General features: G+C 68.6%; 23 protein-coding genes and 1 tRNA gene. 8 read left to right on the top strand and 16 right to left on the bottom strand.

Translation table 11 applies throughout. The features are described from left to right. The first annotated feature begins 557 nt into the window (after positions 1 to 557). The 3 genes from V3W47_RS07940 to V3W47_RS07930 are packed head-to-tail and all read left to right on the top strand — an operon-like array spanning position 558 to position 1,376. Positions 558 to 929: a DUF3208 domain-containing protein gene (locus V3W47_RS07940; RefSeq protein ID WP_331824660.1), complete on the top strand. Its 372-nt coding sequence runs from the start codon at positions 558 to 560 to the stop codon at positions 927 to 929. A gap of 16 nt (positions 930 to 945) precedes the next feature. After that, positions 946 to 1,149, top strand: coding sequence for a hypothetical protein (locus tag V3W47_RS07935; protein WP_331824659.1), 204 nt, complete (start codon positions 946 to 948; stop codon positions 1,147 to 1,149). Then, the gene (locus tag V3W47_RS07930; protein WP_331824658.1) at positions 1,146 to 1,376 is read left to right on the top strand and encodes a hypothetical protein; all 231 of its coding nucleotides are present in this window, start codon (positions 1,146 to 1,148) and stop codon (positions 1,374 to 1,376) included. Before V3W47_RS07935 ends, V3W47_RS07930 begins: the two co-directional genes overlap by 4 nt. A gap of 13 nt (positions 1,377 to 1,389) precedes the next feature. Here the strand turns inward: V3W47_RS07930 and V3W47_RS07925 are convergent, their stop codons facing one another. Then, positions 1,390 to 2,184, bottom strand: a complete 795-nt coding sequence (locus tag V3W47_RS07925) for a metallophosphoesterase (RefSeq protein WP_331824657.1) — start codon at positions 2,182 to 2,184, stop codon at positions 1,390 to 1,392. A 104-nt stretch (positions 2,185 to 2,288) separates the two neighbouring features. Here V3W47_RS07925 and hemB point away from each other — a divergent pair, with 104 nt between their 5' ends. The 3 genes from hemB (at position 2,289) to V3W47_RS07910 (ending at position 4,736) form a co-directional block, all read left to right on the top strand. Continuing rightward, positions 2,289 to 3,272, top strand: coding sequence for a porphobilinogen synthase (gene hemB, locus V3W47_RS07920; RefSeq protein WP_331824656.1), 984 nt, complete (start codon positions 2,289 to 2,291; stop codon positions 3,270 to 3,272). Position 3,273: 1 nt separating this feature from the next. Continuing rightward, positions 3,274 to 3,816: a cyclin-dependent kinase inhibitor 3 family protein gene (locus V3W47_RS07915; protein WP_331824655.1), complete on the top strand. Its 543-nt coding sequence runs from the start codon at positions 3,274 to 3,276 to the stop codon at positions 3,814 to 3,816. Positions 3,817 to 4,241: 425 nt separating this feature from the next. Next, positions 4,242 to 4,736 carry a hypothetical protein gene (locus V3W47_RS07910; protein WP_331824654.1) on the top strand — a complete coding sequence of 165 codons (495 nt, stop codon included), beginning with the start codon at positions 4,242 to 4,244 and terminating at the stop codon, positions 4,734 to 4,736. A gap of 59 nt (positions 4,737 to 4,795) precedes the next feature. On the opposite strand, the gene V3W47_RS07905 is transcribed toward V3W47_RS07910, so the two are convergent. The 7 genes from V3W47_RS07905 to tsaB all read right to left on the bottom strand — a co-directional run bounded on the left by V3W47_RS07905 (position 4,796) and on the right by tsaB (position 11,348). Further along, positions 4,796 to 5,302, bottom strand: coding sequence for a DUF2243 domain-containing protein (locus tag V3W47_RS07905; RefSeq protein ID WP_331824653.1), 507 nt, complete (start codon positions 5,300 to 5,302; stop codon positions 4,796 to 4,798). A 159-nt stretch (positions 5,303 to 5,461) separates the two neighbouring features. Then, positions 5,462 to 6,595: an LLM class flavin-dependent oxidoreductase gene (locus V3W47_RS07900; protein WP_331824652.1), complete on the bottom strand. Its 1,134-nt coding sequence runs from the start codon at positions 6,593 to 6,595 to the stop codon at positions 5,462 to 5,464. 220 nt (positions 6,596 to 6,815) lie between these two features. After that, complete coding sequence (locus V3W47_RS07895; RefSeq protein ID WP_331824651.1) at positions 6,816 to 7,283, bottom strand: GNAT family N-acetyltransferase; 468 nt, start codon at positions 7,281 to 7,283, stop codon at positions 6,816 to 6,818. Positions 7,284 to 7,370: 87 nt separating this feature from the next. Continuing rightward, positions 7,371 to 8,216 (bottom strand): carbohydrate ABC transporter permease, encoded by an 846-nt coding sequence (locus tag V3W47_RS07890; RefSeq protein ID WP_331824650.1) that lies wholly within the window; start codon positions 8,214 to 8,216, stop codon positions 7,371 to 7,373. A 1-nt stretch (position 8,217) separates the two neighbouring features. Continuing rightward, complete coding sequence (locus V3W47_RS07885) at positions 8,218 to 9,108, bottom strand: carbohydrate ABC transporter permease (RefSeq protein ID WP_331824649.1); 891 nt, start codon at positions 9,106 to 9,108, stop codon at positions 8,218 to 8,220. A gap of 51 nt (positions 9,109 to 9,159) precedes the next feature. Further along, entirely contained in the window at positions 9,160 to 10,392 is a 1,233-nt protein-coding gene (locus V3W47_RS07880) for an ABC transporter substrate-binding protein (protein ID WP_331824648.1), read from the bottom strand. A 389-nt stretch (positions 10,393 to 10,781) separates the two neighbouring features. Then, positions 10,782 to 11,348, bottom strand: a complete 567-nt coding sequence (tsaB, locus tag V3W47_RS07875; RefSeq protein WP_331824647.1) for a tRNA (adenosine(37)-N6)-threonylcarbamoyltransferase complex dimerization subunit type 1 TsaB — start codon at positions 11,346 to 11,348, stop codon at positions 10,782 to 10,784. Positions 11,349 to 11,486: 138 nt separating this feature from the next. Between tsaB and V3W47_RS07870 the strand changes: the two genes are divergently transcribed. Both V3W47_RS07870 and V3W47_RS07865 read left to right on the top strand, forming a co-directional pair. Further along, positions 11,487 to 12,644 (top strand): citrate/2-methylcitrate synthase, encoded by a 1,158-nt coding sequence (locus V3W47_RS07870; RefSeq protein ID WP_331824646.1) that lies wholly within the window; start codon positions 11,487 to 11,489, stop codon positions 12,642 to 12,644. Between the two features lie 90 nt (positions 12,645 to 12,734). Continuing rightward, entirely contained in the window at positions 12,735 to 14,297 is a 1,563-nt protein-coding gene (locus V3W47_RS07865; RefSeq protein ID WP_331824645.1) for an acyl-CoA carboxylase subunit beta, read from the top strand. 445 nt (positions 14,298 to 14,742) lie between these two features. On the opposite strand, the gene V3W47_RS07860 is transcribed toward V3W47_RS07865, so the two are convergent. From V3W47_RS07860 to V3W47_RS07825, 8 genes are all read right to left on the bottom strand, one after another. Further along, on the bottom strand, positions 14,743 to 15,195 hold the full coding sequence (locus tag V3W47_RS07860; protein ID WP_331824644.1) for a MarR family winged helix-turn-helix transcriptional regulator: 453 nt from the start codon (positions 15,193 to 15,195) through the stop codon (positions 14,743 to 14,745). A 218-nt stretch (positions 15,196 to 15,413) separates the two neighbouring features. Then, positions 15,414 to 16,217, bottom strand: coding sequence for a CAP domain-containing protein (locus V3W47_RS07855; RefSeq protein WP_331824643.1), 804 nt, complete (start codon positions 16,215 to 16,217; stop codon positions 15,414 to 15,416). 219 nt (positions 16,218 to 16,436) lie between these two features. Then, positions 16,437 to 17,618, bottom strand: coding sequence for an MFS transporter (locus V3W47_RS07850; protein ID WP_331824642.1), 1,182 nt, complete (start codon positions 17,616 to 17,618; stop codon positions 16,437 to 16,439). 123 nt (positions 17,619 to 17,741) lie between these two features. Continuing rightward, a complete protein-coding gene (locus V3W47_RS07845; protein WP_331824641.1) occupies positions 17,742 to 18,413 on the bottom strand; it encodes a hypothetical protein in 672 nt (223 codons plus the stop codon). 62 nt (positions 18,414 to 18,475) lie between these two features. After that, a tRNA-Glu gene (locus V3W47_RS07840) sits at positions 18,476 to 18,550 on the bottom strand. A gap of 101 nt (positions 18,551 to 18,651) precedes the next feature. Then, on the bottom strand, positions 18,652 to 18,993 hold the full coding sequence (locus V3W47_RS07835) for a hydrogenase maturation nickel metallochaperone HypA/HybF (protein WP_331824640.1): 342 nt from the start codon (positions 18,991 to 18,993) through the stop codon (positions 18,652 to 18,654). A 58-nt stretch (positions 18,994 to 19,051) separates the two neighbouring features. Further along, positions 19,052 to 20,776, bottom strand: a complete 1,725-nt coding sequence (gene ureC / locus V3W47_RS07830) for an urease subunit alpha (RefSeq protein ID WP_331824639.1) — start codon at positions 20,774 to 20,776, stop codon at positions 19,052 to 19,054. A gap of 7 nt (positions 20,777 to 20,783) precedes the next feature. Further along, positions 20,784 to 21,170, bottom strand: coding sequence for an urease subunit beta (locus V3W47_RS07825; protein WP_331824638.1), 387 nt, complete (start codon positions 21,168 to 21,170; stop codon positions 20,784 to 20,786). Positions 21,171 to 21,173: the final 3 nt, after the last annotated feature.

Here is a 21,173-nt window from a genome sequence, read left to right as displayed (position 1 = left end):
GGTAAGCCTGACCCTGAGCCACTGAGCGGACGAAAACGCCCTCATACTGTACTACAAACAACGCTCGAAGTCGGCTGGCAGCTCGTTTTTCGTTCGCCCTCATAAAATCTGTCAGGCCGTCAGGGGTTGGCCGTCTCTATGCTGGGGACGCCAGGCCCGTTCACCCCCACCCGGCCTCCCCCCAGGGGACGCTTGATGTGAATCGCAGATTGGGGAGTTGAGACGTTTTCGCTGCCGGGCAGGAGGACGAGCGTTGCTCGTCACCCCCCTCCCCGACCCTCCCCCACAAGGAGGGAGGGAGAAAACAGCACAACTGACACGTTTATTTTTTATTGCACATCAAGCGTTCAAGGGGGAGGGGCAAGAACCGAGACCAGAGCGCGTCGTCTCCTCCTCTCTTTTCGACGAAGGAGAGAAACAGCCGCTCACCTTTCCCCGGACCCCTCTGGCGACTGGCGACTGGCGACTGGCGACTGGCGACTTCCCCCATCCCCCGCCCTTGACCCACCCCTCATCCCTCCTGCCCCAGCCGTGCCGAGCGGGTATGCTGCGGCGTGATGAGCCGTCCCTCCGCCCACGACGCCCAACCCAACGGTGGAGGCCGGGCCGCCGTGCGTCTGCTTCAGGGCTACCTCTGGCACCCGGCGGACGCCGACGTGGACCTCGAACATTACCTGACCCACGACCTCGACGAGGCGCACGTCCTCTGGGACCCGGTAACGCCGCCCTTCGCCTTTTTCGAGAACGGCCAGCCCACCGCCGGGCAGACCTTCTACCAGTTCACGGTCCTGCGCGTGTACGACGACAAACCTGGCGGCGACGCCCTGCACGCGGACGCCGAGACGGCGAGTCAGGCCCTGAACCCGTTGCTGGACGCCACGCCGGAGGGTGTGGGGTGGCAACTGTGGGAGGACTTGCGCGAGCTATGAGCTGTTCGGCTGGCCCGTGATCGAGTGGCTCGACCTGCGGGTGGAGGGCGACCCCCACCCCCGCCGCTTCGACGGCCCGGCCAGCCTGCGCGCCTACCTGACCCGCGTGGAGCGGCTGCCCGAGGAGGCCGTCCGGCTGCTTCTGGAGCGTGGCGAGGTTGGTCCACCCGACGCCCGGCGCGTGTACCGTGTCGCGCCCCTGCGGCCCCCCGCACCTTGATTCAGGAACACGTCACCCTGCAAGGTGCCCCCGATCCGGATACCCTCGCCGCTCTGCTCGCCACGCCCGGCGGCGCGGCCCTGAGCGCCCACACGGGCACTGACGCGGCGGGCCGCACCCGCACCGTCCTGACCCTCACCCACGAGGACGCGGAAGTCGTCGCCGACACCCGGCAGCGGCTCCTGCGGGCGTGCCGGGAGCGCGGGGTGCGGGCCTTCGTGGTGTGAATGTGGGACTGCTCTACCGCCCCTCGTCCAGTTCGTAGACGAAGCCCGGCCCGCCCAGATACAGCCCGTGGTCCACGTTGACGGCCCGGCCCCCGGCGTAGATGTGCGGCCCCGTCACGCTCCCCGGTGGCTGGCCGGTCACGCGGGCGACAGGGGTATGCCCGTGGATGAGCCGTTCCCCACCGAAGCGGCTCAGGAAGTGGTCGAGTTGGCGGCCCCCGTCCTCGCCCAGGAAGGCGTCGCGCTCCGAGAACTCGTCCAGCAGTCGGTCCCACGCCACAGGGTCCCGGCCCAGCAGCAGTTCGGAGAAGGCCGCGTTCACCTCCTCCACGTTCTCGCCGTAGCGGTGGTAGAGCACGGCGTCCGCGTGGGCGAGCAGAGTGTTCTGTAAGTGCAGCATCGCGGGTTGCCGCGAGAGCCAGTCGGCGTGCGTATCCGTCATCCGCTCCAGGTCACGCGCCTCCCCACCGTTGATCTTCCAGTCCGCGAGGAAGCTCCCGCCCGGCCCGGTCGTCGCCCGTTCCCCGAAGTGCCGCGCGGCGAGGATCAGAACGTCGTGGTTGCCGAGCAGGGTGAGGACGCGCCCGCCGTGTTCCGCCGCCCGCGTCTCCAGGCGCATCACGAGGTCCAGGGCGTCTATTCCCCCCGGCCCCCGGTCGAACAGATCGCCCATGAGGACGAGCGTCGCCTTACCCCCCGTCCACCGCCCCTCCTCATGGGTGAGGCGGGCAGCGACGAGCAGCGAGAGCAGCCGGTCGAGGTGGCCGTGAACGTCGCCGACAATGACCGTGCGGGCTGGGTCGGACATGCCCTCAGCGTAAGAGGTCTGGGCCTCACGGGAGATGGGCCAGATGGCCGAGCGCCCCCTCAACGTCCCTTTTCCCCCTCCCGCCCTGCGCTAGCCTGCCTGCCATGCTCGACCGCCCCCGCCGCCTGCGCCGCACCGCCGGTCTGCGCGCCATGACCCGCGAGGTCACGCTGACGCCGCAGCACTTCATCCACCCCATCTTTGTCCACGAGGAGGACACCGAGCAGCCCATCGCCACCATGCCCGGCGTGAGCCGCCACAGCGTCGGGGGGGCGGTGGAGCAGGCGAGGGAGGCCCAGGGCCTCGGCATCCCCGCCGTCATCCTCTTCGGCATCCCCGACCACAAGGACCCCCAGGGCAGCGGGGCCTACGCCGAGGGCGGCGTCATCCAGCGCGCGGCGGCGGCGATCAAGGCGGCGCTCCCCGGCATGACCGTCGTCACCGACACCTGCCTGTGCGAGTACACCGATCACGGCCACTGCGGGCCGCTGTGCCAGACGGGGGACGGTGAGTGGACCGTGGACAACGACGCGGCCCTCGCCCTGCTGGCGCAGACCGCTGTCTCGCAGGCGCGGGCGGGCGCGGACGTGGTGGCCCCCTCGGCCATGATGGACGGGCAGGTCTGCGCGATCCGGGCGGCGCTGGACGAGGCGGGCTTCTCCCACGTGCCCGTGATGGCCTACGCCGTGAAGTACGCCTCGGCCTACTACGGCCCCTTCCGCGACGCGGCGGGCAGCACCCCCAGCGTGGGCAACCGCGCGTCCTACCAGATGGACCCGGCGGGCGGCATGCGCGAGGCGTTGCGCGAGGCACGGCTGGACGTGGAGCAGGGGGCCGACTTCCTGATGGTCAAACCCGCGCTCGCCTACCTCGACATGGTGCGGCTGTTGCGCGACTCGTTCGACCTGCCGCTCGTCGCCTACAACGTGAGCGGTGAGTACGCGCTCATCAAGGCCGCCGCAGAGGCCGGGTACATGGACGAGCGCCGCACCGTGCTGGAGACCCTGACCGGGATGCGCCGTGCCGGGGCCGACACGATCATCACGTACCACGCGCTCGACGCCGCGCGCTGGCTGCGGGAGGGCTGAGGTGTCCACGAGCGAGACCCACCCCCTGCGGGTGGACTGGGTGGAGACGGGGCTGTGGCCGGGCCGCCTCGGCCTCACCTTCGCGCCGGGCAAGAAGGGCGCGAGCGTGCTTCAGGTGGGCGTCGTCCACGACCGCGACCTGAGCGCGGACCTTGCGCGGCTGGCAGGTGAGGGCGTGAACGTGCTCGCCCCCCTCATCGAACCCCACGAGTTCGAGCTGCTGGGCATCACCGATTACCACGCGCTCGTGGAGGAACACGGCCTGACCCTCCTCGCCTGCCCCATCCGTGACCGGGACGTGCCCGCCGACTTGCCCGAGTTCACGGCCTTCCTCGACGAACTCATGGACGCCCTGCTCGACGGTCGCCGTGTGGTCGTCCACTGCCGGGGCGGGCTGGGGCGCGCGGGGCTGACTGCCGCGTGCCTCCTCGTGCAGGCGGGGATGCCGCCGGAACAGGCCATCGCGCGGGTGCGGGAGGCCCGGCCCGGCACCATCGAGACCGAGGCGCAGGCGGAGTTCGTCCACGAGTTCGCGCGGGGCTGAGGCTTGGGGTCGCCAGTCGCCAGTCGCCAGTCGCCAGTCGCCAGAAAGGGCGCGGTAGGCCGCCCTGCTTTTCGTCGGACGTACGGGAACATCTCGCCCGGAAGACGGCCTCACCTGTTTTCCCTGACCGCCGAAAGCTGACGGCTGACCGCCCCTCTCCCTCAAGCCTCACTCCTCCGAGTCCTGACCTTCCGGGAAGCGCGTGCGGCGTTCGGGGCGTGGACGAACAGTGACGCCCTGACTGGCCCAAACGTGCCCGAAGTCCACGAGGTCGTTCAGAGCAGCGACCGACGCTGACGCCCATGCACTCGCATGTGTATTCCCGCACCCAACTCCCCCTCCAGCAGGCATGGAATGAGGTGAAAACTCGTCTGGGTGCATGTTTGGCTCACGGGGTCGTCAGGCTCGGGGCCTACACTGAGGGCATGATGAAAGCGACGCTGGCCTGCCTGAGCTTCGCCGCGCTTCTCGCCTCCTGCGCCCCGGCCCTGAACCCGCCCGTCACGGGCCGCATCGTCAACTCCACCACCGGGCAGGAGGGCACCGTCACCTTCCACCCCGGTGCCCTGCGCGGGCAGGCGGGCGACCCCTTCGGCGGCAACAACACGACCGTCGTGATCGGCGGCCTGACCTACGGGGGCCGCACCACCCTGATCAGCGCCTCCAACACGGTGACGGTCCGGCCCTCGCTGGGGGTGAGCCTCGGGTTCGGCACCGGCCCGTACGCCGACCCCTTCTTCGGCACGCGCGTGGGCACCACCACCCAGACGCGCAGTACCCTCCGCACGGGCAACCTCATCGCCAGGACCTCCGGCGCGAACGCCCGCACCCTGACCTGCACCCTTCAGGTGGACGACGCCAACCACGGCGTCGGCGACTGCACGGGCAGCGAGGGCGGACGGTACGCGGTGCAGTTTTGAGGAAGGGGTGAAGGGTTAGGCGTTAGGGAGAAGGGGAAAGAGGGTCTTGGCTGATTCGGTCAAGGCCCTCCCTCGTTGGTAGAAGTTCGCCGCATCAGCGCCCGGCCCACGAGAAGCATCGCGGCACCCCAGGCGAGGAAGCCGAGGTCGTAGGCGAGCTGATATGGACCGGGACGGACGTGGTGGACGCCGAGAATCTGGTGGTCGATCAGGCCCTCCACCACGTTGAACAAGCCCCAGCCGAAGAGCAGCGTGCCGACGAAGGCGGACGTGCGCCAGGTCGCGTGGCTGCCCCGCAGTCCACTCCAGAGCAGGAACGCTCCCAGCAACGTGAACACCCACGTCGCCGCGTGGAACAGGCCGTCGGCGAGGGTGTTGAGGCGCAAGTTCTCCAGCGTGTTCGGCGGGTGGACCTCGCTGACCATGTGGTGCCATTGCAGAAGCTGGTGAATCACGATTCCGTCGAAAAAGCCCCCCAACCCCAGTCCGAGCAGCACGCCACCCGTCACCCAGCGCCGCCGATCTGCCGACGACCCCACCTCTCGCCGCGCCTCCCGTGTGACCATCCTCGCTCCCCCTCCCCGCAAGGTAGGCGAGTGGGGAAGGCGAAGGGGTGCGGGCAGATTGAGGCCGAGTTAAGCCTCCACCTTCCAGCGGGAGAGGCGGTGGGCCGAAGCCCCCGCCCCTGTCCTTGCTGATCGCTGACGGCTGAAAGCTGACTGCTCCTACGCCACCGGGGCCACCGTCTCCGTGTGAATCCGCCGCGCTTCCCCATCCCCCTCTCCCTTGAGGAGCGGCATCACGAGTTCGCCGAAGCGCCGCGCCTCCTCCAGATGCGGGTAGCCGCTGAAGATGAAAGACGAGAAGCCCATGTCTTCGTACCGTCGAATCTTGGCCGCCACCTGCTCCGGGGTGCCGATCAGCGCGACGCCCACCCCACTCCGGGCCATGCCGACGCCCGCCCACAGGCCCGGTTCGACGAGGAGGTTGCCTTCCCCCAGCCCGCGCAACATCTCGATCTGGCGCAGTTGGCCCACGCCGTCCACATGCTTGTAGCTCTCCACAAAGGCCCGGCGCACCTCGGGGTCCACCCGCGAGATCAGGCGTTCGGCGGCCCGCCACGCCTCCTCCTCCGTCTCCCGGACGATGACGTGGGTTCGCAGGCCATAGCGCAACGGCCTTCCCGTCTCCGCCTCCAGCGCCCGCATCTGCGCTATGCGCTCGGCCAGCATGTCCTCCCGCTCGCCCCACATCAGGTACACGTCGGCGAGGTCGGCGGCGATGCGCTGCGCGACGGGCGACGCGCCCCCGAAGTAGATCGGGATGGGCTGCGCGGGCGGCGGGTCCAGCACCGCGTTCTCGAAGGCGAACAGCTCCGAGCGGTAGCTCACGGGCGGCGGCTGCGTCCAGAGTTGCCGCAGGATGGTCATGAACTCGCGCGTCCGTTCATACCTCTGCGCGTGCGGTTCGAAGTCGCCGTACATCGCGTTCTCGGCGGGGCTGCTCCCCGTCACGATGTTCACGCGCACCCGCCCCGGAAAGAGGTTTTGCAGCGTGGCGAGCATCTTCGCGTACATCGCCGGGTGGAACATGCCGGGCCGCACCGCGATCAGAAGGGCGGGGTCCGTCGCCGCCGTCCGCGCGAGGGCCGCCACCGCCGCCGTGTAGTTCTCGTGCTCGCTGTGGTAGTTCGTGGCCGTCAGCAGCCCCGTGAAGCCCGCCTCGCCCGCCGTCGTGATCAGGCTGGAGATGTAGGGCAGCGTGGGCCTGCGCGGCGGTTTCTCCCGCGTGCCGATGAACTCGCCGTCACGGGAGAGTTGGAGAAACCAGAGGAATTCGGAGGGGGAGGGTTGGGTCATGGGGGCCTCTGTGGATGAATACGACTTCGTGCTTTTCTCCCTCTCCCCTCGTGGGAGAGGGCCGGGGTGAGGGGGCGTGTGACTAGGTTGGTCGTTGTTGAGGGGCATTGACCTTTCCACTGGCTAGGGAAGCTCTGCCCGCTCACCCCCTCCCGGCCTCCCCCCTCAAGGGGGAGGAGCAAAAAATAACCGCACATTCCCTCTAGAGTTCTTTCTTCGCCTATTCCATTCTCAGCGGCAACTCGTAGCACAGGCTGTTCTCCATCCCCACGTAATACCCGTAGTTCGGGATGCGCCCAAAGCCTGCGGACTCGTAGAGGTGGATGGCTTCCGCCTGCAAATCCCCGGTCTCCAGCACCAGCCGCGCGTAGCCCTGCTCACGCCCCCGCTCGATGAGGGCGGCGAGGATTTGACGGCCCAGGCCACGCCCCCGCGCCTCCGGCACCGTGTACATGCGCTTGACCTCCGCCGCGTCCGGCTCGATGCGCTTCAAGGCACCGCAGGACAGCAACGCGCCGTCTTCCTCTACCGCCAAGAGCACGCAACCCTCCCCGGAAAGGATGGCCGGGTCGAACGGCTCCGTGCGCTCGTCGGTGTCCTGATAGATCGCCCGCAACTCGCGCTGCTGGGCATTCATCAGGTCAATGACGCGCTGATCGGTCGGCGGAACGTCGTGCAGGACGGGCATGAGGCACGGTAACACAGCCCTCCGGCCTCTTCCTGCCGTCTGTTCCTCATCACTCATCGCTCAACTCTCATCACTTCCCCGCCCTCCTCACGCCTTCACCCCGCCCGCCGTCAGCCCCGCCACGAACCGCTTCTGGAACACGGCGATCAGCACGACGATGGGCACGACCGCGATCACCACCGCCGCGCTGATGAGGGGCCACGGGAAGGCGAACTCGCCCTGGTACAGCGTCACGCCGACCGAGACCGTCCGCATGTTGAGCCGCGTGTTGAAGCTCAGCGCCAATAGGAACTCGTTCCACGAGTTGACGAAGACGAGCAGGGCCGCCGTCACCACGCCCGGCAGGCTCAGCGGCAGCACGATGCGGGTCATCGCGCCGACGCGGGTGGCCCCGTCCACCATCGCCGCCGACTCCAGATCACGCGGGATGGCGCTGAAAAAGGCGACGAGCGTGAGGATGGCGACGGGCAAACTCAGCGCCGCGTAGGGCAGGATCAGGGCGGGGTAGGAGTTGAGAAGCTGCGCGCTCCGCATCAGCCGGAAGAGCGGCACGAGCAGGCTGACGACGGGCAGCATGGAAAAGGCGACGACGAGCGTGAGCAGCAGCCCGCGCGCCCGAAGCTCCAGCCGCGCCAGCGCGTAGGCGGCGGGCACCGCGACCGCCACACACAGCAGGGTACTCAGCACGCTCACGACCAGCGAGTTCAGGAAGAACGTGCCGAATGGCTGCTCGGAGAACACCCGCGCGTAGTTGGCGAAGTCGGGCTGGGAGGGGAGGTACTGGACCGGAAACTTCTGGAGTTCGCCCTCCGTCTTCAGGCTCGTCAGCAGCATCCACACCAGGGGGAAGAAGCCGCCGAAGACGAGCAGGGCGAGGCCGAGGGCGCGCACCAGCCGCTCCCCTGTGTTGAGACGTGGGGCCACCTCGTCCATCTCAGCTCTCCCCGCCGCGCACGAAGCGCACATAGACGAGCGTGACGGCGAGGCTCACCCCGAAGAGCGCCACGCTCAGGGCCGCCGCGTACCCGAAGTCCAGAAACTCGATGCTCGTGCGGTAGATGTACACGCCGAGCGTTTCCAGAAACCCCTGCGCCGGGGCCTGCTGAATGAAGGTGTACGGGATGTCGAACACCTGCACGGCGCTGATCGCCCGGAAGATGAACGCGACGGCCAGACTCGGCGCGAGGAGGGGCAGGATCACCCGCCAGAAGGTCTGCACGCGCGTCGCCCCGTCCACGTCCGCCGCCTCGGTCAGCTCGCGCGGAATGCCCTGAAGGCCGCCCAGCACGATCAGCGCGACGAACGAACTCGTCTTCCAGACAATCGTGACGACCATCGCCAGAACGGCAAGGCCCGGCGTGGACAGCCAGCGCAGGGGTTCGTTCACCACGCCGCCGCGCACGAGCACGTCGTTCACCACCCCGTACTGCCCGTTGAACAGCCACGCGAAGATCAAGCCGGTGATGACGGGCGGCATCGCCCACGGCAGCAGCAGAGCCACCCGCGCCAGCCCCCGCACCCGGCTCGGTGTGTGGGCCAGCAGCGCCATCGGCACGCCGACGAGGAAGGAGCCGCCGACCGTCAGCACCCCGAAGAAGAGGGTGTTTCGCAGCGCCGCAAGGAAGCGGGGGTCCTGCACCATCTGCGCGTATTGCCCCAGCCCCACGAAGGGCGTGCCCGCCCACGGCTCGGTCAGCTTGTTCACGAACAGGCTGTCGCGGAAGGTCGTCAGCATGGGGAAGAGCAGCACCCCACATAGCAGCAACGCGGCGGGGGCGAGGAGGAGGGCGGCGAGGAGGCCATCACCCCCACGCCGACGCCTCACCCGTGGAACGGTGGGCCTGATGTTTCCGGCCTCAGTTCGCAACCGCCGCCCTCACTTCAACACGCCGTCGAGGTCGCGCTGCATGTCCCGCAGCGCCACATCCACCGTCTTGCTCCCCGCCACCGCCGCCGACACGTTGTTGCGGATGATCTCCGAGACGCGCGGGTAGGCGGGCGTGATGGGTCGGGGCCGTGCGCCCGTCACGATGCGGTACAGGTCCTTGAAGTGCGGGTTGGCGGCGAGCACGGCGCGGTCGTTGTACAGGCTGGCCCGCACGGGGAGGTACGCGCCCTTCACCGCCATCTCGCGTTGCACCTCGGCACTCGCCATGTATTGCAGCAATCTCGCGGCGGCGGCCTTGTTCTTGCTGTACGCGCTGACCGCCCACTGCCAGCCGCCCGTGCAGGTGGCGCTGGTGTTGCTCCCGAAGGCGGGCAGGCGGGCCACGCCCACGTCCCCCTTCACCCGCGTCGGCTGCGGGCTGTTGCCCTGGAAGTGCGCCCACGCGTAGCTCCAGTTCAGGCCGAACAGCACGCTCCCGGCCTGGAACTGCTGGCGCGAGTCGTCCGTCTTCATCTCGGCGCTCGCGGCGGGCGCGATCTTGCTCTTCACCGCGTTCACGAGGAAGCCCAGCCCCTGCCGCCCCGCCGGGCTGTCCACCGCCCCCACATTGCCGCCTGCGCCCCACAACGTCTCCAGGAAGTTGCACACGGTGCCCTCGATGGGCGCGCCCTGGAAGTTCAGGCCTTGCAGGTTCCCGCCCTCCGCCTTCTGGATGCGCGCGGCGGTCGCGGCGAGTTCGTCCCACGTGCGCGGCACCTTCGCCCCGTACTTGGCGAGGAGGTCCTTGCGGTAGTACAGGAATTGCGCGTCCGTGAAGGCGGGCATCGCGTACAGCTTGCCCCCCACCGTTGCCGCGCCTAACGGCCCCTTCAGGAAGGCGCGCAGGTAGGCGTCCCTGCTCGGCAGGTAGCCGTCGAGCGGCTCGGCCCACCCGGCGGCGGCGAAGGTCGCGGTCCTCACCACGTCGATCAGGAACACGTCGAGGCTCGCGTCCCGCGCAGCCAGAACGGTCGTCAGGTACTGATTCTGCGCCTCGCTCGTCGCACCACCCGTCTCGATCCTCACGGTGATATTCGGGTTCTGCCGCTCGAAACGGTCGAAGATGGGCTGGAAGATTTCGGGTCGCTGCTGACTCCCCATGAACACGGTCAGCGTGGTGGGCGCGGCGCTCGCGGCCCCGGTCAGGGCGAGCAGGGCGGACAGGGCAAGACGGCTACGCATGGCAAAACCTCCGTTGGAGTGGGGGTGGCGTAAAAAGACGACCGACTCTATCAACAATTGGCGGCGGGGACGGCGGCCTGTAGGGGGCTAAGACACTTGGGAGTGAGTGATGCCCTTCTAGAGTAGAGCTTTGGGGGAATGAATGACGCGTTTGCTGGGTTGCCAGGCCCGTTCACCCCCACCCGGCCTCCCCCCTCAAGGGGGAGGGGAAAAAGAGCAAGAGCCTCAGCTTCTCTTCTCCCTCCTTGCGGCAGAGGGCTGGGGAGGGAGTGACGAGCACCGTCCTCCTGCCAGACGACAAAAACGCGCGCCCTCCTGAACTCGTCATTCACATCAGGCGTTCGTGGGAGAGCCGGGGTGAGGGGGCGCGTGACCACCTCCACCACCCCCTACAGGTACGCCAACTCCCACGCCTCCCGCCCATGCTTTACCCCCGCCCGCAGCAGGGCGAGGCCGTCCGGCGACACGTCCCGGTGGTGGGGGAGACCGCCCGCCAACGCCCCGAACTCCTCCAACGGGCGTTTGGCCGGGGCGTGAACGACCTCCGCGACCACGCCGCCGCGCACCTCGTAGACCGCGCCGTACACCTGACCGCGCCGGGCGTCGAGCGAGACGGCGACCCGTCCCTCCGCCGCGCCCCCGACCAGCCCCTCCAGCGTGGACACGCCGAGGACGGGCACGCCCCACGCCCGCCCCAGCCCCAGCGCGTAGCTCGCGCCGACCCGCACCCCCGTGTACGACCCCGGCCCGGTCCCGACGACGATTCGGCCCGCCCGGAACGGCACCCCTGCCTCCGCGAACAGCGAGGCCACCGCGTCCGCGAGCCGTTCGGCGTGCGCGCGGCCCACCTCCTCGGAGAAGGTCCGCTCCCCCCCCGGCCACGTCACGGCCAGCGTCAGGAAGGGCGTGGCAGTGTCCAGCGCGAGGGTGACGGGCGGGGCGGCGGGGTCCGGCATCGCGGGCATTGTAGGTCGTCCCCGTCCCGCGCTGACGGCTGAGGGCTAACGGCTGACCGCCTCTCTGTCACCCCTCCAGGAACGTGAGCTTTCCGGCGATTCGGCCCGCCCCGGCCCGGTGGTATGGTATGTCACATCATGACGAATATCGCCAAGGGGCTGGAAGGCGTGCTGTTCACCGAGAGCAGGCTCACGTTCATCAACGGGACGGAGGGCATCCTCACGCACCTCGGCATTCCCATTCAGGAGTGGGCGGAGAAGAGCACCTTCGAGGAACTGTCCCTCGCGCTCCTCAACGGACGCCTGCCCAGCGCCGACGAACTCGCGGCCTTCGACGCCGAACTCAAGGCGAACCGCACCGTCTCCCAGCAGCTTCTGGACGTGATCGCGGCCATGCCGAAGGGCGTCCACCCCATGCAGGCGCTCCGCACCGCCGTCTCGTACCTCGGGCTGCTCGACCCGCAGGCGGAGGAGACGACCGAGGAGGCCCGGCGTGCCATCTCCATTCGCATGATCGCCCAGTTCCCCACGGTCATCGCGGCGATCCGGCGGGCGCAGGAGGGGCAGGAGGTGGTCGCGCCCAGGACGGACCTCACCCACGCGGGCAACTTCCTGTACATGCTGACGGGCAGGGAACCCAGCGCCGAGCAGGCCCGGCTGTTCGACATCGCGCTCGTGCTGCACGCCGACCACGGCATGAACGCCTCGACCTTCACGGCGATTGCCACGAGCAGCACCCTCAGCGACATGTACTCCTGCATCACGTCGGCCATCGGGGCGCTGAAGGGTCCCCTCCACGGCGGCGCGAACGAGGCTGTCATGGACATGCTCGACGAGATCGGCTCGCCCGAGGGGGCCGCCGACTACATCACGGGCAAGCTCGACCGCAAGGAAAAGATCATGGGCGTGGGCCACCGCGTCTACAAGTACTTCGACCCCCGCTCGCGCGTGCTGCGCGACTATGCCGAGCACGTCGCCAACAAGGAGGGCAAGAGCCGCTACTACCAGACGCTCGAAACCATCGAGAAGATCGTGGTGGACCGCATGGGCAGCAAGGGCATCTATCCCAACGTGGACTTTTACAGCGGGACCGTGTACTCCGACCTCGGCATCGGCAAGGAGGACTTCACCCCGATCTTCGCGCTCGCCCGCATCAGCGGCTGGTGCGCCTCCGTCATCGAGTACACCCGCGACAACCGCCTCCTGCGCCCCGACGCCGTGTACACGGGCGAAACGGACCGGCATTACGTGGGCATGGAGGAACGCGGGTCGGAGTTGCAGGCGGCGGAAGGGTAAAGGCGGAAGGCAGAAGGTGAAGGGCCGGGGTGGAACGCTCCGGCCCTGGCTTTTGGCCTCCTGGGCGGGCGGCGCGGGTAGCATGTCCGGGTGACACAACTCGGGCTGGAATTGCAGGAACTGATCGCCACGATGGAGGGCCGACGCGCGCGGGTGGAGGCGGGGGGCGGGCTGGAACGCCAGAAGAAGCAACGTGAGGGCGGAAAGCTCACGGCGCGCGAGCGCATCGAGAAACTCCTCGACCCCGGCTCCTTCCTCGAACTCTCCACCTTCGTGGAGCACGGCCATAACCGCCTGATGGCGGGTGTGGAAGCTCCCGGCGAGGGCGTGGTGACGGGACGCGGGACGATTGACGGGCGACAGGTCTTCGTCTTCAGCCAGGACTTCACCGTGCTGGGCGGCTCGCTCGGCAAGATGAACGCCAGCAAGGTGACGAAGGTGATGGACCTCGCCGCGCGGACGGGTTGCCCGGTCATCGGCCTGAACGACTCGGCGGGGGCGCGCATTCAGGAGGGCGTGGACTCCCTGAGCGGCTACGGCGAAATCTTCTACCGCAACGCGGTCTACTCGGGCAGCGTGCCGCAGATCAGCGCCATCCTCGGCCCCTGCGCGGGCGGCGCGGTGTACTCGCCCGCCCTGACTGACTTCATTGTGATGAGCCGGGGCACGTCGTACATGTTCATCACCGGGCCGGAGGTCATCAAATCCGTCACCCGCGAGGACGTGACCTTCGACCAGCTCGGCGGCGCGGACGTGCATACCCGCAAGTCCGGCGTCGCTCACCTCGAATACGACGGGGACGAGGCCGTGCTGGCGGGCATCCGCGACCTGCTCGGCTACCTTCCGCAGAACGCCCGCGAGCAGCCGCCCGTCCGGGAGTGCTCCGACCCCGTGGACCGCCGCAACGACCGTCTGCTGGAACTGGTCACGCCCGACCAGCGCCGCCCCTACGCGATGCACGACGTTATCCATGAACTCGTGGACGACGGCACTTTCCTCGAAATCCAGCCGGGTTGGGCCAGGAACATCCTCTGCGGCTTCGCGCGGCTGAATGGGCAGAGCGTGGGCATCGTCGCCAACAACCCGAAGGTCATGGCGGGCACGCTGAACATCGACGCCTCGGACAAGGCCGCGCGCTTTATCCGCACCTGCGACTGCTACAACGTCCCGATCCTGACGCTGGTGGACGTGACGGGCTTCCTGCCGGGGGTGGCGCAGGAGCACGCGGGCATCATCCGCCACGGCGCGAAGATGCTCTACGCCTACGCGGAGGCGACCGTCCCCAAAGTCACCCTCATCACCCGCAAGAGCTACGGCGGGGCGTACCTCGCCATGAACAGCCGCGATATGGGGGCCGACGTGGTGTACGCGTGGCCCACCGCCGCCGTCGCCGTCATGGGTGCGGAGGGGGCCGCCAACATCGTCTACCGCCGCGACATCCAGAATTCTGAGGACCCGGAGGCCACCCGTGCCGAGAAGATCAGGCAGTACAAGGAGACCTTCGACAACCCCTACGTCGCCGCCGCCAAAGGTTATATCGACGACGTGATCCCGATGGAAGGCACCCGCGCCCGCCTGATCCAGACCTTCGCCATGCTGCGCGACAAGGCGGAGACGAGGCCGTACAAGAAGCACGGGAACATACCGCTGTGAGGTGTAAATATGAAAATATATAACAATGACACGGTTCCTAGTACACTAGCAATTCTCAGGTCTGAGCAAGTAGTCAAATTTCTGCAACCGCATCTTAATAAGAGAGGTATTATAGCAGTCGAGGGATTATCGAAATGGACCCATGAATACCAATTTATTGTGCCGCTGGTGTTTGGTATAGACAAAGATGTTTCGGCAGAACCCGTACTTCAACGATATATAAACACTAGAAGTGTCACAACAAACGGCAATATTTGTATTGTTGTAAATAGAACAAAAAGAGTTTCTTATATAAATGGTGGTGGACAAGCAGACAACAGATTGACACAGATATTTATGAGGTCTTCGGTAAGCCGACTTCTCGGCTATCTGACTAATCAAGCAGGTCGACTCGAAGTTACGAAGTTAGTATCAAATCGTAGATAAGTTGTTGTATTCAATACGTTTACTTTTCATCCTCGTCCAGATTCCCGATCACTTCCCGCAATAACCCCACCAGTTCGCGCGCCCTCTCGTCGCTCAGGCCCACGCGCTCGCCGATGAGGCGGGGCACATCGGCGGCCTGTTCGCGCATAGCCCTGCCCTGTGGGGTGAGCGTGACCTCCAACTCGCGCTCGTCGGCGGCGCGGCGGTGACGCCTCAGGTGCCCGGCGGCCTCCAACCGCTTGAGCAGGGGCGAGAGGGTGCCCGAGTCGAGCCGCAGCGTCTCGCCCAGCGCCTTGACGGTCGGCGGATGCGGTGTAGTCCAGAGGGCCAGCATCACGAGGTACTGCGGGTACGTCAGCCCCAGCGGTTCGAGGAGGGGACGGTAGGCCATCACCACGCTGCGCGACGCCACGTACAGGTTGAAACACAGCATGGTGTCGAGGTCGGTGGGCAGGTCGGGAGTCTGCGTCATGGCGGTGTGTCCGGGGCTTTCGGTCTCCAGTATGCGGGCTGTGGAGTGTGGCAAGCCCGGACAGTGTAGAAGGGTGAATTCACCTTCCCAAGCCGCCGGGAAGGCGATGGAACCCAATGTCTATTGGGGCGACTGGAAGCTGGCGATTCCATGCGTGTCATGCCCCAACAAGGCGAGCGGCGGAAGGCCCTGTCCCCTCCACCGCCCGCGCTCGTCTCCTAACGCGATCCGAAGTTCTGGACCCAGTAATGCCCGTAGGAGCCGCCCGTCGCGTAGCCGACGCCGAGTTCCTTGTAGCTCGCGCTCATGATGTTGCGGCAGTGGCCCTCGCTCGTCAGCCACCCGGCCACGACCGACTCCGGGGTGGTCTGCCCGGCGGCGATGTTCTCGGCGATGGCCCGCCAGGCGTAGCCCGTGGCGGTGACGCGCTGGCTCAACGTGCGGCCATCCTGGCTGGTGTGGCTGAAGTAGTTCCTGGCGGCCATGTCCGAGGCGTGGCCCTGCGCCGCCTGCGCGAGCTGGGCGTTGGAGGTCAGCGCGGCCACGGCGGGGTAGCTCGCGGTGCCGCAGGTGCGGGCCTGCGCGCGGGCCGCGTTCGTGAGGTCGAGGACGCGCTGGGCGAAGGCACTTGGCGTCGTGGGCGTCGTGGGCGTCGTGGGCGTGGTCGCCGCCGTGACCGTCAGCGAGAAGTCGACGTACGAGCTGGGCCGGGCCGTCAGCGCGGCGCGGAGGGTGGCGCTCCCTGCCGCCCTTGCCGTCACGAGGCCCGTGGAGCTGACCGTCGCCACCGTGGTGTTGCTGCTCGTCCACGTGACCTGCCCGGCGCTCGGCGCTGCCCCATTCACCGTGACGCTGAGCTGCCGCGTCTGCCCGACCGTCAGCGTTCCGGCGCTGGCAAGAGAATCCAGCGTCTCTGTCGCCGCTAGAACGTCGTCGCTCGTCGCCGTCGTGGTCGGTGTGGAACCGCAGGCGGCGAGGGTCAGCAGGGCACCGAGGAGGAGGGAACGGCTCAGGAGAGGCATGGGGGCCATTAGGCCGGATAAAGATTCGTTGAGCGTGAGCTTTGGTTTCTCATATCTCACAAACCTGGTTTTAAGAGGTTCGGGTACGCTGAGCGGCCCTTTTCACCGTTTGGGGAGGCGAGGGCGCAAGGAAGGCCTCTCACGGGATTCATTCCTCACATAAGATCGTCGGCAGTTGCGGGCCGGAAAGCCGATTTTTCTTACACCCACGCCGGGTCCTCATGAGGACGGACGTGCCAGCGTGGCTGCCTCTGACCCGCGTTCGGCCCACCACAGGGCGGCACCCGCGAGGACGAGGAGCGTGGGGATGACGCTCTGGGCGAGGAGGAGGGAGGAGGCGTCGGCCAGGGCACCGAGGGCGAAGGGGGCGAGGAGCATGGCGAGGCCGGAGGCCAGCGCCGCCCGCGCGCTCGCCACGTCCTCACGGCCCGGTGCCGTGCTCACTGCGAGGGCGAGGAGGGCCGGGTAGAGGTTCGCCACCCCCAGGCCCGTGACGAACAGCCCCAGGAGGCGCGCAGGCAGGCTCCCGAACTGCCAGTAGGCCAGGAAGCCGACGAGCGCGACGGCCAGCGAGACGGCCACCACCCGCCCGGCGGGGAAGCGGGACAGGAGGAAGCCGCCCGACGCCCGGCCCAGCAGCATCGCCAGCAGGAAGGCGCTCACGGCGGTGACTGCCGTCGCCCGGTCCAGCCCCCCGGCGGTGGTGAGGAAGTCGGCGGCCCAGAACCCCACGCCGAACTCCACCGCCACCCCGAGCACCATCACGCCCCAGTAGCGCCAGTACCGGGACGGCAGCGCCCTGCCGGGGTCGGACTCCGGCCCGGTGCTGGGGTGGGCGGGGCGACCGAACCGCACCCGCGCGAAGCCGAGGGCGAGCAGCCCCGGCACCGCCGCCGCGACCCACAACACGACCGGCCAGCCCAGCCCGGCGGCCACGGCCCCGCCGAGGGCGAGGGGGGCGAGGACGCCGCATACGCTCGACACCGCGTTGGCCTCCGCGAACGCCCGCCCCCGCCCCTCGCCGTGTCGCCGGGCCAGGACCGCCGAAATCTGCACCAGCGCCAGCGAACCCAGCGTGCCCATCACCAGCGCCCCCAGCAGGCTCACCGGGAAGCTCGGCGCGGCGGCGAGCAGCACTCCGCCCGCCCCCATCCCGGCGACCCCGCCCCACAGCACGGCCCCGGCCCCGAAGCGCCGCCCCAGCCCGTCGGCGGTCACGCTGGCGACGAGCAGGCCCACCGCGAAGGCGCTGGTGTGCAGGCTGGCCTGTGCGTAGGTCAGCCCCAGGTCCCGGCGCAACAGGGGCAGCAGCGGCCCCAGGGCGTTCAGCACGAAGCCGTAGTACCCCAGCATCAGGTAGACGGTCCAGGTGGCCCGGTCGCGCACGAAGGGCGGATTCACACCCGCCGCCCCGCCCCGTGCGCCCGCCGCGTGAGGCCGGGTCGGGAGGAAAGGAGGGCAGGCACCGGGGTGGGTCCCGTCAGGAGGAGGGAGCAGGGCGAGGGTTTCGTCACCCCCGCAGGATCACGCCTGCCCGCCCCTCCCGTCCAGCAGGCCGAACGTCACCACCGTCTCGTCGTGGACGCTCAGGGGGCTGGAGTCCGGCAGGCTGGCCCGCAGGCCGCCGCCGAGGGCGTGGGCCGTGTTCAGGAGGGGAGCGTCGGCGGCGGGGTCGAGGGTGCCCCACAGGTGAGCGGTGCCCCCGCCGTCCGGCCCGGCCCGCCACAGCAGGGCACCGACCTCCTCTGACCCCGCATAGGCGAGCAGGAGCGCCGTGTCCCGGTCCCCCTCCAGCCGGGGGGCGAGGTGGCGCGAGAGCGGCCCGGCCCACTCCGGCGTCCCGTGCGCCTCCGCCAGCACCGCCGCCCATGTGGGCAGATGAAGACGGCTGACCTGCTCCACCCGCAACACGCCCGCGTCTGGGACAGGGTGGTAGGTGCCGACTCGCACCGCCGCGACCTCCTCCCCGGTGGGCACCTCCACGCTCGCCACGAGTGCGGGCATCTCCTGCGCGTGGTGCCAGGCGCGGACGAGGGGGAGGCGGTCCGGGTTCGCGTCCGGCAGGAACGTCGCGTTCAGGGCGAGGACGTTCACGCCCGGCGTGTGCAGCGTCACCGCGTCCCGGAAGTCGCGGCGAACGGTCGAGAGCGGCTCGAAGGAGGCGACGAGTTCGGCCAGGGCCGGTGGCAGGCTCATGGGGAGCAGCCTATCCGAGCGCACGAAAAACGCCGCCCCCTGTTACGGAAAGCGGCGGCTGGTGGTGACCCCAACGGGACTTGAACCCGTGTCTGCGCCTTGAGAGGGCGCTGTCCTGACCGCTAGACGATGGGGCCGTCCGGGGGTGCAGCCCGCCCGGTGGGGCGGTGTCAGGCGCGAGGAAGGAGTTTAGGCGAAGTGCCCGCAGAAGTCAAGATGGGAGCAAATAAGCCCGTCCTCACTCCACCTCCAGCGCGTCCAACTCCAGTTCGTCGCCCTGAAGCAGCGTCGGCGTCGGGGCACCGCAGAGGGGACAGCGCAGGCCGAGCGTGAGGTCGAGGTGGACCGGGCCGTGCTTGGGACATTCGCCCACGCCCGGCACGGGTTCGATGTGCAGCCGCGCCCCCGCTAACGGCGTCCCCGCGCTGCTCGCCGGGAAAGCCGCCTGCAATGCCTCCGGCACCACACTCGACCACTGCCCGACCCGTACGGTGAGGGATGAGGCCCGCGCTGCCCCATGCTCCCGCAGCACCTCGCAGGCCACGTCGATGAGGGCGAGGGCCACCGACATCTCGTGCATCAGCGCCCCGCTTCCGTCCGGTGGAAAGGCTGACGGCTGAGAGCTGACGGCTGACCGCTCAAAACAGGAAATACCGCTGCGCCAGCGGCAACTCGTCCAGCGGCTCGCAGGTCATGATCTCGCCGTTCACCCTCACTTCGTAGGTCTCCGGGTTCACGTCGATCTCGGGCGTCTCGGCGTTCAGCACCATGTCCGCCTTGCCGATGCTCCGTGTATTCCGCACGGCGGCGTAGCGGCGTCCGACGGTCGGGAGGTTGCCCTCCTCCAAGCTGACCGCCGACACGAAATGCAGGCAGGTGGAGGCGAGCGCCCGCCCATGCGCGGCGAACATCGGGCGCGGGTAGACGGGCTGGGGCGTGGGGATGCTCGCGTTCGCGTCCCCCATCTGCGCGGCGACGACGAGGCCGCCCTTGAGGACCATCGCCGGTTTTGCCCCGAAGAAGGCGGGCCGCCACAGCACGAGGTCTGCGAGCTTGCCAGGCTCCACGCTGCCGACCTCGTGGGCGATGCCGTGCGCGACCGCCGGGTTGAGCGTGTACTTGGCGACGAAGCGCCGGGCGCGCAGATTGTCGGCCCGCCCGTCCTCGCCCAGACTGGGGATGTTCAAAGCCCCCCGTTGCGCCTTCATCTTGTGGGCCGTCTGCCACGTGCGCGTGATGACCTCGCCCACCCGGCCCATCGCCTGCGAATCGCTGCTCATCATGGAGAAGACGCCCAGGTCGTGCAGCACGTCCTCGGCGGCGATGGTCTCGGGGCGGATGCGGCTTTCGGCGAAGGCCACGTCCTCGGGAATGCGCGGCGAGAGGTGGTGGCACACCATCAGCATGTCGAGGTGTTCGTGGAGAGTGTTCACCGTGAAGGGCATGGTGGGGTTGGTGGATGACGGCAGCACGTTCGGCAGCCCCGCCACCCGGATGATGTCCGGCGCGTGCCCGCCCCCCGCCCCCTCGGTGTGGAAGGTGTGAATCGTCCGCCCCGCGAAGGCCGCGATGGAATCTTCCACGAAGCCCGATTCGTTCAGCGTGTCCGTGTGGATGGCGACCTGCACGTCGTACTCGTCCGCCACGCCCAGCGCCGCGTCAATCGCACTCGGCGTCGTGCCCCAGTCCTCGTGGAGCTTGAGGCCCAGCGCCCCCGCGCGAATCTGCTCGGCCAGCGGCGGCCTCGTGCTCGCGTTCCCCTTGCCCAGCAGGCCGAAGTTGAGCGGCAGCCCGTCCAGCGCCTCCAGCATCCGGTGGATGTGCCACGCGCCCGGCGTGCAGGTCGTGGCGGAAGTGCCCGCCGTCGGCCCGGTGCCCCCGCCGATCATGGTGGTGACGCCCGACTCCAGCGCCGTCCAACATTGCTGCGGTGCGATGAAGTGGATGTGCGTGTCCACCCCGCCCGCCGTGAGGATGTGCCCCTCGCCCGCCACGATCTCGGTGCTCGCCCCGATGGTGAGGCCCGGCGTCACCCCGTCCTGCGTGCCCGGATTGCCCGCCTTGCCGATGGCGGTGATTCGCCCGTTCTTCACGCCCACGTCGGCCTTCACGACGCCCCAGTGGTCGAGGATGACTGCGTTCGTGATCACGAGGTCGGGCACGCCCTCGTCCCCCCGCGTGGCCGTGCTGCTCTGCCCCAGCCCGTCGCGGATGACCTTGCCGCCGCCGAACTTCACCTCCTCGCCGTAGGTCGTGTGGTCCCTCTCGATCTCAATCAGGAGGTTGGTATCGCCCAGCCGCACCCGGTCGCCCACCGTGGGGCCGTACAGGTCGGCGTACTGACGGCGCGAGACCCTCACCATACGGACCTCACGGCTGACCCTGCGACTCATCGTTCACGAATCCGCGCTCGCGGGCACGGTCCATCGCCGCCTCCCGCACTCCCTCCCCGTCCAGCGGCCCGTCCACCAGCCCGTTCATCCCGAAGACGACGCGCTCCCCGCCCAGCGGCACGAGCGTCACCTCTCGCTCCTCACCCGGCTCGAAGCGCACCGCTGTCCCCGCCGGAATGTCGAGGCGGCAGCCGTAGGCCCCCGCACGGTCGAAGCGCAGCGCCCGGTTGACCTCGAAGAAGTGGAAGTGACTCCCCACCTGGATGGGGCGGTCCGCCGCGTTCACCACCCGCACCGCTCGCGTGGGACGCCCCTCGTTCAGCATGATTTCGCCCTCCTCCACGATGACCTCGCCGGGAATCACGCC

Origin of the sequence: Deinococcus sp. YIM 134068 (assembly GCF_036543075.1) — a bacterium.
GTDB lineage: Bacteria > Deinococcota > Deinococci > Deinococcales > Deinococcaceae > Deinococcus > Deinococcus lichenicola.
This window is presented reverse-complemented; position numbering and strand designations above follow the sequence as displayed.